The following is a 14,065-nucleotide window of genomic DNA, read 5'->3' on the forward strand; positions in this document are numbered from 1 at the left end:
ACTAGACAAGAGCATGATGACTTGACCGCGGACAAAATAAATCAAGTCTCCACAATCCCAGTAAGATCAGTAGGATCATAATTTTGCATGTTAATCATATGAGTTTGCACACCCAAACATGCATAGTCATCATGTTCAGGATAAAACCAGCGGGTAATTTGTTCAGAAACGCTGGAATGATACTGAATTTCAAAATGATTTAACCCATGAAAAACGGCTTTATGCGAATCTGGGAGTTTGAGTTGAAAACGTGGATTTGGATGCTCTCCTAAGGCACTTTTTACACTGACCAGATAATCGCCAATAATCGACAAGGCTTTGAGACTTTTTTTCTGATTTTCATGTTCAACCGTACCAGCAACAAAGAACGTACTGATATGTGAAGGTAGTGGAGCAGGTTTACGGTTATCATCCATTAGTCCAATTCGGGCTTCCAAATGTTCCCAGTCATCATCACGCACACTGCCATGACGTAAGTCCAAAATACCGTTGCTGCGGATATTGACCAAATGGCCAATCAATTTCACGAAAGGAAAACTGCCTAGTCGATCTTGTAGCGCGAATCCAAAACGCTCCAACACTGCTCCATGATGTGGCGAACCGATACAGACCAGATTGCCCACCATATGTGTCCACTGGTGCATATTTTGTTTGCCATAAAACAACGAACTACGTGATACCAATCCGCCCATGCTATGCCCAATCAAATCGATACTAGTAATGCGAGGATTACGGGTGATCAAATCTTCAAGTGTATTGGCCAAGCTGCGGCCATTGGCTGAAATTCGACGTCCAGTATTGTAGTTGAGATACAGCATAATATTGTGATCACGCTGCGCCAGTAAACGTTCTCCAATGCCACCAAAATTACGATTGGTCCAGTCCGTATGATTCATACATAATCCATGTACAAAAATCACCACACGACCTGCAATGTCGCCTTGTTGCAATGCACCATAATGGTCATATAACACCATAGGTAATGCCATTGGATTTTGATGTTTGAGCAGATAATCGCCTAACACCCCATTTAATGCACCGACCAAAAAGTGCAGGGTAGGAGTTAAGGGTTTGTCGTGTAGGGTTGGAAATTGTTCAATAATACGACGTAAACTCGGGGCAAGAAAATAACGACCATATTTTTGTAAGGTGTTATATGACCATTGCTGCAAACGTTCAATTCGTGGAATTTTTAAAAAACGACGGGATTGCTGGTCACTCATCCCAAAGGTCGTTTGTAATACTTCACGATGGATAATCTGAACAACATCGTGAACCCCCAATAAACTGGTACTCACCAGTTGTGCCAAACCCTCAAGCACATCGGCCTGACTCGGTGGCGTACGATCCCATTTACAATAGGTCTCGTGTAAAGGCGTTAAACTTGGCATATCCAAATCCTTGATTCATGCACGCACCTGTTACTTTATTTTTCATTTGCTTCAGGCGATAAAACGATTATATTCATCTTATTAGGTGTTGCATTCACAACTATTTAAAAATACTGATGAATGACCAGTTATTTTTATTTTTTTGTCTAACAATTTAGGCATAGGTACAAATTAAAACATAGTTGTGATGAATATCACATTATTAATGGTGCTTCTGCGCATGAATCTGGTCTATTTACATGGCTTTCAAAGTAGCCCTTTCTCGATCAAAGGGCAACAGCTTAAACACTATTGTCAAATTCACCATCCTGAAATTCAGGTACATTTACCTGATTTAAATTTACCGCCGTTGGTCGTGGTAGACGTGATTCAGCAGTTGATAGAGGAGTTGGATCAGGTGGTGTTAGTAGGTAGTAGCTTTGGTGGGTTTTATGCGACTCAGTTTGTCGCCAAATATGCTTTGCCTGCTGTATTGATCAATCCTGCTGTGCGACCATGGCAACTGTTTCGCGATTTATTTGGTATCAATCAGATTCCTTACTGGGTGGGTGATCGTTGGACACTCACCGAACAGCATTTGGATCAGCTTGAGCAGATGGCTGTACCCTATGCTGATCCTGCCGAGAAAATACTCGTGTTGCTTCAGCAGGGCGATGAAACTTTGGATTATCGTGAGGCACAGCGTTATTATAGTCAGCCATCACATCGCGCCTTGATTTTATCGGATGCGCATGGTAACCATGCAATGGATGATTTTGAACAAAAAATACCGTTGATTCTTGAATTTTTAACCTATTCGCTTAAATAAGGAAATCGTACAAGGTGTCACAATATACGGCTCAATCACTTGAAGTTTTATCGGGTTTAGATCCTGTACGTCGTCGTCCAGGCATGTACACCGATACGACACGTCCAAACCATCTTGCACAGGAAGTGATTGATAATGCCGTGGATGAGGCGCTGGCGGGACATGCCAATAAAATCTGTGTGACGGTTTATAAAGACGGCTCATTGTCAGTTGAAGACAATGGTCGCGGGATGCCAGTGGATATTCATCCTGAATATGGTCAAAGCGGCATTGAGATTATCCTAACCAAATTACATGCAGGTGGTAAATTCAGCACCGATAACTATCAGTTTTCGGGCGGCTTACATGGGGTCGGGATTTCGGTGGTGAATGCCTTGTCCAGTCGGGTTGAGGTTGAAGTTCAGCGTCAGGGCAATCTTTATAAGATGGCTTTTGAGCAGGGTGAACCTGTCGCACCGCTTGAGGTGCTTGAAGGAAAAGTCGCAAAACGAGCAACAGGCACTACCGTACATTTTTGGCCAGAAACCAAATATTTTGACAGTCCAAAATTTGCCTTAAAAGCACTTAAGCATAATCTAAAAGCCAAAGCAGTTTTGGCGGCTGGACTTAAAATTAGCTACATCGATCAAATCAATGATGAAAAAATCGAATGGCAATTTGAAAATGGTTTGGTCGACTATTTGATGGATGAATTGGAAGACCGTGAGATTGTCCCGATGCCTGCTTTTGTCAGTCAGGGTCAAGCCGAACGCGCCAGTTGTGAGTTTGCAATCTGCTGGAATGTCGAAGGTGGTGAGCAAATTCAGGAAAGTTATGTCAACCTGATTCCAACTGCGCAAGGCGGAACCCATGTTAATGGCTTGCGTTCTGGTGTCACCGAAGCACTGCGTGAGTTTTGTGAACTTCGCAATTTATTGCCGCGTAATTTAAAGCTGTCTGCCGAAGATGTCTGGGATGGTGTCAATTTCATTCTGTCGCTTAAATTTCAGGAACCGCAATTTTCAGGTCAAACCAAAGAACGACTTTCCAGCCGTGAAGCCTCAGGGATCGTGCTTAATATTGCCAAAGATGCGTTTGCTTTGTGGCTCAATCAAAACTCTGAAATTGCCATGCAACTGGCAGAAATGGCGATTTCTAAAGCGGGACGACGTTTAAAAGCCGCCAAAAAAGTTGAGCGTAAAAAGATTGTGTCGGGGCCAGCTTTGCCTGGAAAACTGGCTGATTGTGTTGGACAAACTCGTGAAGAATCTGAGCTATTTATTGTCGAGGGTGATTCTGCGGGGGGGAGTGCCAAACAGGCACGCGACAAGAACTTTCAGGCCATCATGCCGATTCGCGGTAAAATTTTGAATACCTGGGAAGTGTCCTCCGATGAGGTTTTGGCTTCACAAGAGGTACATGACATTGCGATTGCGATTGGCGTTGATCCGGGCAGTGATGATTTGTCAGAACTTCGTTATGGCAAAATCTGTATTCTGGCCGATGCCGATTCGGATGGTTTACATATTGCGACGTTGCTATGTGCTTTATTCGTCAAGCATTTTCCTGCATTGGTCGAAGAAGGACATTTGTTTGTGGCGATGCCACCACTGTTTCGTATTGATGCAGGCAAAGATGTATTTTACGCACTGGATGAAGCTGAGTTAGAGGCGATTCTGTCTAAAGTTAAAAGCAAAAATCCGCAAATTACCCGATTTAAAGGATTGGGTGAGATGAATGCAGGTCAATTACGTGAAACCACGATGGACCCGAATACGCGCCGCTTGGTACAGCTTGATCTGGACGATACCCATTTGACCGCAGGTTTACTGGATAAACTTCTTGCCAAAAAACGTTCTGGCGACCGAAAACATTGGTTAGAGCAAAAAGGTAATTTGGCGGATATTCCTATCTAAGTGTAGATTGTAGGATAAGTTTATAAAATTGTAGGAATATTCTATAAATTATGTAGGATAAACTTATAAAAAAGCTTATAATTTGAACAAGGAAGTTCAGGTTGAGCTAGAAAATGAATGGCCCTGCGCGCAAAATTCAGAAATCTGCTGTTAAGAATATTGTTCGTTTTCCTTCAATAAAAGCGAATGATGGAAAGACAATTCTTGTTGAATCCATCTTAGAGTCGAAATATTGTCTTCATTTAGAATTTGACACTGAGGTAGAGACATATTTTTCACAACCTCGAAAATTTGAAGTTCCTGATAATGATGGTGGGTGTAGTATCTATACACCTGATTTTGAAGTTATTTATACTTCTGGTATTAGGAAATATGTGGAGATCAAACCCTCTGAATATGCTCAAACGGAACACTATCAATCTCTTTTTTCTCGCTTTAATAATTTCTTAAATAATACAAATACTGATTTTTTGATCGTGAGCGAAATTGAAATCTATCAGCAGCCATTACTATCGAACTATGAAAAACTTTACCAATATAAAAAGCGCCCTTTATTAAAAATGAAGAATCTTCAGCAGTGCGCCGAAGATATTAATGATTCGATGCCATTAGCACAGTTAGTGCATAGACTTGGTGACCGAGCACACTTGAGAGAAATATATTCATGGATTGCGCTAGGGTATTTGCGATTTGATATGCGCTCTGAGCCACTGAGTATGACAACAGAGGTGAAATTCGATGTCTGCTGAGTTATGGGAACAAGGTGTAATCATTGAGTTTAACAAGGGTATTCCTTGTCATCGTGCTATGGTTCGGTCTGTAGGAAAAGCAGAAGTCGTTTTAGTAGATATTGAGAATGGAGCCGTATCTAGATTGAGTCGAGAAGAACTAGGTACAGTTTACGCTTCAGGAGGTATTAAATTTCTTGCGGAATCGCGAGATTTTGGGGATCTTAAGTTTATTGATCTTTCAGAAGCTGAACAGCGTGAAACCAATAGAAAATATAAATATATCAAAAAGCTTAAAGAAAATGGTATTAGTAAAATCACTGAGAAAAGTGCCAGAAATACGATAGAGGAAGTCGCTTTAGAATTAGGTGAGAAAGCACCACATTGGCAATCAGTAAGAAGTTGGCATGCTAGTTTTGTCGAGGCAGGTCTAAAGATACAAGGTCTTTATCCTAAGCATCGATTTAAAGGGCATAGAAATCCTAAGATTGATGCTAAAGTTGTTGAAATTATTGAATATTGTGCAAAGCGATATTACACGCTCAGCCAGTCGTCAATGGCTTCAGTGGTTCGTAATGTTGAAGCTAAAATTATGTCACACAATTTAGATCATCCTGATGAACCACTTCAGAAGCCAACATATCATACTGTTCAGAATCGTGTGTTAAGTGGGCTTTACCAAACTAAGAAAAAAGGGAGATATGGTGCTCGAGTTTTGCAGGCGGAGCTAGCTAAAGCATTAAGTGGGATAACTACTACTAGAGTCTTAGAGCGTGTTGAGCTTGATCATACAGAGTTGGATATTCATGTTCTACATGATGACTATAAGACTTTACTTGGTCGACCTAATATCACTGCTTTGATAGATCATTATTCTGGAATGTTACTTGGATTCCAAATTTCTTTTGAGGCACCTTCATATGCCTCAGTTTGTTTGGCTTGTTTGAATGCATTCTTACCGAAAAATGACTTTATGAACGAGTTGAAATTGGACGGTTCTTGGCCTGCTCATGGAATTCCTTCGACGCTTGTAACAGACAATGCTAATGAGTTTTGGGGTAAGAAATTTATTGCAGTTGCGGATGAAATAGGGACAGTTTTTCAGTATTGTCCGATTCGTAAAGGTAACTATAAAAGTCGTATTGAACGTTTTTTCGGTATAGTCAATGCACTGGTACTTGATGATCTGCCTGGTGTGGTTAGAAAAATTGGTAAATCTGGTGATGGCTATGACGCAAGGCAAGAAGCTGCGCTCACATTTTCAGAGTTTAAACGCTATTTTGTGAAGTGGGTGACAGAAGAGTATCACCATACACCTCTAGAAGACTCAGATTTAACACCTTATGAAATTTGGGCTAGCTCGGAGGAGTGCTTTCCAGTACCAGTAGAAGATAAAATGGAGTTGACTACTATTTTACTGGCTACAGCCACACGTACGCTGAATAAAAGTGGTATCGAAATTTTTTCGATGAACTATGACTCAAGTCTTCTTAAAGATTTATATAGAAGAGATGGGCCTGGGGAAGTAACTGTAAAATACAATCCTTTTGATATTGGTTATATCTTGGTGCTAGATAAGATTAACAAGGTCTATTTAAAAGTAGATTGCCTGAAATATTCTTATGCTTCCAATCTTTCTGAGTTTGAACATAATAAGATTCGGGCTGCTGCAAGAGCTGCTCGACAATCAAAATTTGATAACCTGAATCTCCAAAAGGCTAAAATTCAACTTGCTAAAGAGCGTGAAGAATATCACGCAAGAAATGTTCGAAGAAGTAAGCAAGTAACAACATCTAAAGCCGCAAGATCTGATAAAACAGGTGTCCCTAATATAAGCCTTGTGGTGGACAATTCACATCGTACGATGAAAGTTGATTTTGAAGATGATGGGGGTAATCTCAGCTTAAATGGATGGAGTATGGGCTAATGAAAACTACTTTCGAGGAGCGTCCATTCATTAAAAGTCCATTTCTTACAAAAATGGTGAATCTATTTGATTCTTTGCGCAATAAAAAGAAAAAATATGGAGTTGCTTCTTGCATGTTGGTAACTGGAGAATCTGGAAGTGGGAAATCTGAGTTAGCAAAATATTATGCAAAGAATAATCCGAAAATAGAGCAAGTAGAGCGGACACATATCCCTGTTTTACACTACGAATTAAGATCAGTTTCTACACCAGAAGAATTCCTAAGATCGTTGTTGGTCACTATTGGCGATCCACAGTGCGGACGAGGTGCGAAAAATAAAGGTGAACTTTATGAGCGATTGATTACGTTGCTTAAGGTGGTTGGCATAGAGTTGCTGATCCTTGATGAAATTCAGGTGATCATTGAACGTCGTAGTGCAAAGGTTGTCACAGGAATTGCAGACTTATTTAAAGACCTAATCAATGATACAGAGATACCTATTATTTTTATGGGAATGCCTTGGAGTAGATATCTCGTTGAATCAAATCAGCAATTAGCACGTCGGATATCATACCGATATACCATTCCACCTTTTAGGATCAGCAGTAACGAGGATCGTGATGATTATAGAAGGCTCTTGATGTGCTTATCAGAGGCATATGGACTTTCTAAAAAGATTAAATTGGAAGAAATGACAATGTCGCTAAGGTGTTTTAGTGCAACGAGTGGAAATCTAGCAGCTACGGCTAATCTTGTTCGTGATGCTAGGATGATGTCTGAAATGGAAGACATGAAAGTAGATACGGATTTGTTTGCTGAGGTTCTTAGCAGCTATGGTATTGATGAGCGAAATAATGCTTTTTTACTGCCGATTGACAGGTTAGTGTTGAGAGAACTCATCGTTCATTCAGACTGGCATTTTGGGTATAGGGCAAATAAAAACGCGATCATCGATGCTGAATATGTTGAGTTTGGAGTATCAAAAGGCAATAAAGTGTTTTGTCTGGCAGGATAAATAATAATGATAGTTTGTTTCAAGGTAAGACGTTATGTTGCTTGATCGATCACGACCTAATGCTCAGCAAAAATTTAGTGATTACTTGAATGATTTGGGAAAGAAAAATGGTTTTTCTGATATCCAAACCTTTAAAAAATTTCTAATAAATTCCTCTAAAAAATGGTATTGCATCTATTCTTTTGACAGCATCAACATATTTAGAATTATTTCTGGGCTTTATATTGAACTTGGTATTGATCAAGTAGAAGAGTCGGATGTTATGCGGTCACAATGTTTCAGGTGCCTCGATCGATACTCAGAAAACTGGTCATGGAATAAGATAGCTGAATATCCATGTGTAGGGCCGACCTTTACTAGTAAAAAATTTGAGCCATTACAGCAATTATTTAAAACTAAAAATAAAGAAGAATATTGTGGTTTGATACAGTGTTCTATGAGTAAGCTTGGACTACATAATTCACCTCTGTCAGATAGGATTTATTTCGCTGATCTAATCCCAGAAGGAACTTTATCTTTAAAGAAATATGGATTGATCAAGACGTATCTATAGAATAGTTTTAAGATTTTGGTGAATTTTGGATATTATACTGTCAATTGTGAGATCATTGAGATGCTTCTCGCCAGACCTAGCATCGAACCAAATGAATGCTTAGTCAGCTATTTGATTCGAATATCAGAGAAAAATGGCTTTAAGCACATAGGTCATTTGCTGCGTCAAGCTGGTTTGGCTTGGAAAAATAATCGTGTACCAGTTCATCAGATTTTAACTGGTGAGTTTGATCTTACTGTGTATTTGTTACAGCTTGGGTTAACAAGTTGTTCCTCTAAAATTGAGCCAGTATTTCATTCTTTTCAACACGTTATTGATACCCCTTATCTACTTGTGAAGTATCCAAAGGTCTGTCCAGATTGTATCGAAGAATTAGGGTTTTGTAGATTTGAATGGAGCTTATTGCCATATCTTGCATGTGTTCGACATGGAAAGTTATTGATAGATACGCACTCTGGTACTGGCAAACGACTGAATTGGTATCGTAGGTATTTAAATAAGTTTGATGATACGGATGTTATCAATTCATTAAGTGATGTTGCTCCGTCTGAGGCAATCAAACTCAGTCAATATATTGAAGCACTGTTACAAGGAGGAAATGGAATTCCTTGCCCTAAAATTCTGCAAGGTTTGGAGCTCCGAGAATCTCTTAGCTTAATTCATTTTATTGCTCATTATAGATCAAGGTTATTGGGTGATTCGTTTCAACCTCTTTCAATAACGAATGGTGAGCTTGTTCAACATTATCAGTACGTATGGACAATGCTTGAGAATTGGCCAGATGCTTACTACAAGTTTCTCAACCAATATCTTGAGCATCCGATGAGCAAGAAAGGAGTTGGTGGTCTACATAAACATTTTAGGGATTTATATGAGTCTCTACATCGTCAGAGTGAAAACAAAGGGATTGCTCGGATAAAAGTTGAATTTGACCATTACATAGAGAAATATTGGCCTAGTGTCTTAGAATCGAAGCGTATAACACGCATCCAGTTAACTACTCTAGAAAGAAATATTCTTTCAAAAAAGGAAGCTGCCAAAATTCTTAATTGTCATCCAGATAGAGTAGATAAATTAGTACAACAACAAAAGCTTACACCTCGTGTTTTTGAAGGGAAAAAGCACTATTCCCGTGAACAGGTTGAGGGTCTTGCAATACAGATATCCTCAAATTGGACGATGGATGAGGCTTGTGAGGCGTTACAGCTCACAAGATATCAGCTAAAGCAGTTGTTAGATGCTGGTATATTACATACGCTTCAGCGCCCAGATACGTTCAACCGAGATTGGATCGTTGATAAAGTACAATGCCAAGAGCTGATAGCGAGTTTTTGCCAGAAAGCACGGAAGTCTAATCCACCATCTGGATCGCTATCAATGAGAAGTATGCAGCGTAGAGGTTACTCAATAGTTCGATTAGTTCTAGCTATGCAAGCTGGGCAGATTGAATTTGGGTATTCCCACGATGTTGATCATCCTTTAAGTTGCAAGCAATTTACAGATTTTACTTTAAATAACTATTAATTTATTAGCCAAAGAAAGAGGCCATTATTGATTTCTTATCAACCCTCTTATTTTCTTTACTCTAGAAATTTGGGTCTTAATGATCCAAAAAATTTATTGACTTGATCTAATCTGATAAAAGGTGTTTGAGAGATATAGATTTACAATCTATATCTCTCATAATTTTACAAGAAGCTCTTAGACCTTCTTGTAATAAATCACATCGTAAATCCTTCTCTATTATTTGCACCAAATAATAAGGCCATCTCTCATTACAAAATGGCTTCTACATCCCACTTTGCGCCAGATGGATGGGGTTAGTGTAATGGTACTATTATGGTGTACTTTCCATTTCCAACGAGGTCTTTCTTCGGGCAAAAGGTTTAATTGGATTTTTGCTCCGCAGCTACATGGACATTCAAAGACTGCTAGCCACTCATTCCCTTTAATACCGATGATGTAAACGGTATGAGAATGTAGTGGAGAGGGAATTTCTGCATCATCATTTAAGATTAATGCTTTATAACGTGGTACTGACGAATGAGATTCATCAATATCAGATGTTTCTGTTGAAATATCCTTGAGCTGTCTATTATTAAAGAAAAAATGCCATATTTGTCGATGGTAAATACACAGTATTACTAATATTCCTATTAAGAATATTAGTAAAATCAGGCTTAACGATTTAGGCATGTTGGAATTCCGGAGCTGAATCTTCAAGGAATAGAGGTGTATCACCTCGACCTGCATATTTTGCTAGGTAAGGGCAAAATTCTCCATCGGATTCACACATATGGTCATTCTCTCGAAAATCAAAAGTGCGCCTTGCACTATCAGCATTACTAACTCGTCTAAAGCCTGGATATAACCTTGCAATTAATTCATTGGCAGCCATCGAAGCAATCATCATATTGAATGTGATTACAGCAGGACGTTCAACATGGACATTACGCATGTAACCCTCATGTCTTTGCCCTTCATATACGGCAGGATTCCTTCTAGCCATACCCTCATCTCCGACAAGCTGAAGTGATACCATTCCTCGACCAATCAAACTTGATTTATCTGGTTGTAGGTAATGGACACTCCCACAAGAACATGAAACGCCACCAAGACCATCAGCATCAAGACGTATGCCTAAGTCAAAATATGGAATGGAATAAAAAACTGCTAAGCGATTTAAGTAATAACGTCCTTCGACACTATCCATACAACCAAATAGCACATCACATTCTGTAATTTGACGCATAACCTCAAGATTTATTAGGTTTTTAGAAATGGGTTCAACAACAGTTCCTAAACCCATAGATTCAATAGCTTCTGCTAGGACATCGACTTTGAAACGTTCATCAACTGTGTCTTGATAGGTGGTATTGAGGATTCGATTAAGATTCTTTTCTTTAACTACATCTGGATCAATAAGCTTAAGATTTCCTATACCTAATCTTGCTAGCTGTTCAATTAATGGGCTTCCTGTACCAGAGCATCCGACTACCGCTACTGATAGTTTACGCAATCGTGCATAGGTTTCTTCACCAAAAAATTGACCATTCTTTTCTTCAAAAGCTTGAGGCGCAGTTTTTTGATTTTCAGTATCATTATGCCAAAAAAGTAAATCATCTCCAGCGACAGAAATAGTATTTACGGTATGCCATCCACCTTGTCGGTCCACAACTCTGGCAAGAATCCTGCCATCTGGCAGCATAATGGCACTCATATGAGGAAACCCATCATCTAGCCATGCATATACAGATGAAAAGAGTCTTCGATCCGAAATATCATCAGTCTTACTGAATCTATCAAAACCATTGGGATGACTATGTATCTTTAATACAGCCATTCCTTTCTTTTCAGCTTCAGGAAGTATTGAGTCAAGGATGTCAGTTTTCCATGTAACCTGATCTTCTGTACGAATGCAGTCTTCGTATGGAAGTGCGATGATTTGGTTAATCATCAAAATATGAGAATTTTCCCCATGGTAACGACCGCATAAAGCTAATGCTACAGCTTCTTTACCATCTCCTGGAAATAGGTGTTCTTGGAGGGCAGCATATTGCTGCCCCGTCATACGAAGTTTGTATTTCATATGACACCCTTTTATTTACATAACTCGTCATCAAGCCAAGACTTGATGCGTTCTACATGAATAGTTAGATCGTCAACCCCATGTCGCCAGCCATAATGTCGTGACCATCGTTGCCATTGCTGTCCACAAATGGTATGTGGAGCTAAAGCATTAATCATTCGCCCATCTGCACGTGCTAAGTCTGGAAAGAAATACACCATATCCAAAGCTGCTAATGGATATCCAGAAGTAATAATAATTGCAGCTTTAACCGTGGAATGATTATAGCCAGGTGGGACAGGGAAGTTATTTAAGATGATATATGGAATACCATTATCTGTAATTGCCTCCCAATTAGGATGATTTTTATCAAGAAAAGTTGTATCGGTTTCTGGTAAACTGAAATCACGTCGAAGAGCGGATGTCGATTGGATTGCCATATTCACATCTACGATATTATTTTCACCCTCGGTATTTTCTTTGGGGATAACAATAAATCGTTCAAGTCCTGGAGTATCTAGTCTTACAATTTGTTCTGGTGCTACAGTTTCAACTTTACCCCCGTGAAGACGTTGGCGAAGTGTAGAGTCTGAAGGTGATTTACTAGCTAAACCTAAAATCTCAGCACCTGTAAGCACATCTTTTTCTGTTTCGTAAAATGCATCATCAATACGTAAACGATATTTACGAGCTTTAGGTACGGGTTTACCTGTTTTGGAGTGGTTCTCTAGATCGAGAAGGTCAACTTCAATATTCTCGGCATCAATAGCATGTCCGTGAATATTGTTTTCATTGTTACTGTTACTATTGGTCATTTGTCATGATCCTTTACTGGTGGCTCAGTTAAACAGGTGCACACCAACAGAGGGCCAAGAATCTTGCGACTTGTCCAACTATCCGTTAGAATTGGGTTTCCTACATCCAGATCTAACGTGAGGTGCGTAGGGCTTAGAGCCATATGCCTTTCCTGCGTGAAAATCTACCAAGCCGACTTTTATAAAGTCGGCTTTTTAATTCATGATACCATCATTCTTTTCTCCAAAACTTCAAGATCTGCTTGATAAAGCAGGCAGAAATCTTCTGGGTATAAGTTAAAAAATGATGGTAAGTCATTAATTATTTTGGTTTTATCTTTTTGGCAAAACTCTAACATCAATTTTGCAAAACGTTCAGGGTACTCTCTTTCTAGAGGATATGGTTCCACCTTTCTATAGCCATACATACTCATTTGACGCCAGAGAGTTGCTGATTGACGTTCGCTAATATCACCTATATTTTTTGCCTTTACTATTAAAGCTGCCATGGAAACTTTCCAAGCTAGTTTATTTGCAGCATAAGTTTTTAAGTTGGTTGTTTGTAACTGGCCTTTAATAGATTCAGTTGGTACTAAAAACTCAGCTGCGAATTCATTTGCCTCTTCTTCCATATCAATTGAGGGAGCAAATTTATGAAGAACTAAGTGACCTAATTCATGAGCTAAAGTAAATCGAATTCTATCATTTGGCTGATTTCTATTTAGAAAAATACAGGGAGGGCTATCCTGAGTCTGTAGTGATACGCCATCAATATGGTCCTCACCAAAGTCACAGTAAAATATATAAACTCCAGATTTTTCAATAATTTTTGTTAGATTTTCAATAGGATCTAATCCTAAACCCCATGCTTTACGTAATTTTCGAGCTGCTTCACTAGCAGTACTCACATTAATATGAATTTGATAATGGGGTAATTCTAATGTTTCTTCTAAATGAGAAAACAGATTTAAAGCGCTTAGATTTGATGATTTTATTGTCATTTCTGCATTAATTTGACTCAGAATTTTTGCAGTTGTGGTCGCTTTCTTTCTGTAGGCATGTAGACTAATCGGTGAAACTTTGAAATGGTCAAGCTGAGTAAAAAAATTTTCAGGAAAATTTAGAACCTTAGCAAGTTGTTGTTTCGTTTCTTCTGAAGGTTTTAAATCACCTGCTTCAATTTTAGATAATGCTGCTTGAGTAATACTATTTTCCAAATTTTGGACAAGCTCTGTTTGACTCATGCCTCTTAGGTCACGAGCAATCTTTAACATGTCTGGGTTAAATGTACTCATATATCCTCCTCGAATCAAAAAACACTCTGACTCAATATCAAGAATAGAAGAAAAAATCATCCATGTCAAACATGCCTGTCAATTTTTCTTAAAAATATAACTAAATCTAAT

General features: G+C 39.0%; 12 protein-coding genes. 7 read left to right on the forward strand and 5 right to left on the reverse strand.

The features are described 5' to 3' along the window. Positions 1-41 precede the first annotated feature (41 nt). Complete coding sequence (locus J500_RS09385; RefSeq protein ID WP_004985957.1) at positions 42-1,391, reverse strand: alpha/beta fold hydrolase; 1,350 nt, start codon at positions 1,389-1,391, stop codon at positions 42-44. 220 nt (positions 1,392-1,611) lie between these two features. Between J500_RS09385 and J500_RS09390 the strand changes: the two genes are divergently transcribed. The 7 genes from J500_RS09390 to J500_RS09420 all read left to right on the forward strand — a co-directional run bounded on the left by J500_RS09390 (position 1,612) and on the right by J500_RS09420 (position 9,821). Beyond that, a complete protein-coding gene (locus J500_RS09390) occupies positions 1,612-2,199 on the forward strand; it encodes a YqiA/YcfP family alpha/beta fold hydrolase (protein WP_004985955.1) in 588 nt (195 codons plus the stop codon). Positions 2,200-2,213: 14 nt separating this feature from the next. Further along, positions 2,214-4,094, forward strand: coding sequence for a DNA topoisomerase IV subunit B (parE, locus tag J500_RS09395; protein ID WP_004985945.1), 1,881 nt, complete (start codon positions 2,214-2,216; stop codon positions 4,092-4,094). A gap of 113 nt (positions 4,095-4,207) precedes the next feature. Beyond that, positions 4,208-4,843 (forward strand): TnsA endonuclease N-terminal domain-containing protein, encoded by a 636-nt coding sequence (locus J500_RS16925; RefSeq protein WP_052024134.1) that lies wholly within the window; start codon positions 4,208-4,210, stop codon positions 4,841-4,843. Beyond that, a complete protein-coding gene (locus J500_RS09405) occupies positions 4,833-6,749 on the forward strand; it encodes a Mu transposase C-terminal domain-containing protein (RefSeq protein WP_034699299.1) in 1,917 nt (638 codons plus the stop codon). The genes J500_RS16925 and J500_RS09405 overlap by 11 nt, the downstream gene beginning before the upstream one ends. Further along, a complete protein-coding gene (locus tag J500_RS09410) occupies positions 6,749-7,744 on the forward strand; it encodes a TniB family NTP-binding protein (protein ID WP_034699300.1) in 996 nt (331 codons plus the stop codon). Before J500_RS09405 ends, J500_RS09410 begins: the two co-directional genes overlap by 1 nt. Before the next feature lie 34 nt (positions 7,745-7,778). Further along, a complete protein-coding gene (locus J500_RS09415) occupies positions 7,779-8,297 on the forward strand; it encodes a hypothetical protein (protein ID WP_034699301.1) in 519 nt (172 codons plus the stop codon). Positions 8,298-8,357: 60 nt separating this feature from the next. After that, positions 8,358-9,821, forward strand: a complete 1,464-nt coding sequence (locus tag J500_RS09420) for a TniQ family protein (protein ID WP_034699302.1) — start codon at positions 8,358-8,360, stop codon at positions 9,819-9,821. A 219-nt stretch (positions 9,822-10,040) separates the two neighbouring features. On the opposite strand, the gene J500_RS16930 is transcribed toward J500_RS09420, so the two are convergent. The 4 genes from J500_RS16930 to J500_RS09440 form a co-directional block, all read right to left on the reverse strand. Then, positions 10,041-10,493, reverse strand: coding sequence for a DUF6527 family protein (locus J500_RS16930; RefSeq protein WP_052024135.1), 453 nt, complete (start codon positions 10,491-10,493; stop codon positions 10,041-10,043). Beyond that, positions 10,486-11,886: a ThiF family adenylyltransferase gene (locus J500_RS09430; protein ID WP_034699303.1), complete on the reverse strand. Its 1,401-nt coding sequence runs from the start codon at positions 11,884-11,886 to the stop codon at positions 10,486-10,488. Before J500_RS09430 ends, J500_RS16930 begins: the two co-directional genes overlap by 8 nt. Positions 11,887-11,897: 11 nt before the next feature. Beyond that, the gene (locus J500_RS17115) at positions 11,898-12,680 is read right to left on the reverse strand and encodes a multiubiquitin domain-containing protein (protein WP_052024136.1); all 783 of its coding nucleotides are present in this window, start codon (positions 12,678-12,680) and stop codon (positions 11,898-11,900) included. 200 nt (positions 12,681-12,880) lie between these two features. Further along, positions 12,881-13,954 (reverse strand): XRE family transcriptional regulator, encoded by a 1,074-nt coding sequence (locus J500_RS09440; protein WP_034699304.1) that lies wholly within the window; start codon positions 13,952-13,954, stop codon positions 12,881-12,883. Positions 13,955-14,065 lie beyond the last annotated feature (111 nt).

It is taken from the genome of Acinetobacter sp. 479375, from assembly GCF_000581715.1.
Lineage (GTDB): Bacteria > Pseudomonadota > Gammaproteobacteria > Pseudomonadales > Moraxellaceae > Acinetobacter > Acinetobacter ursingii.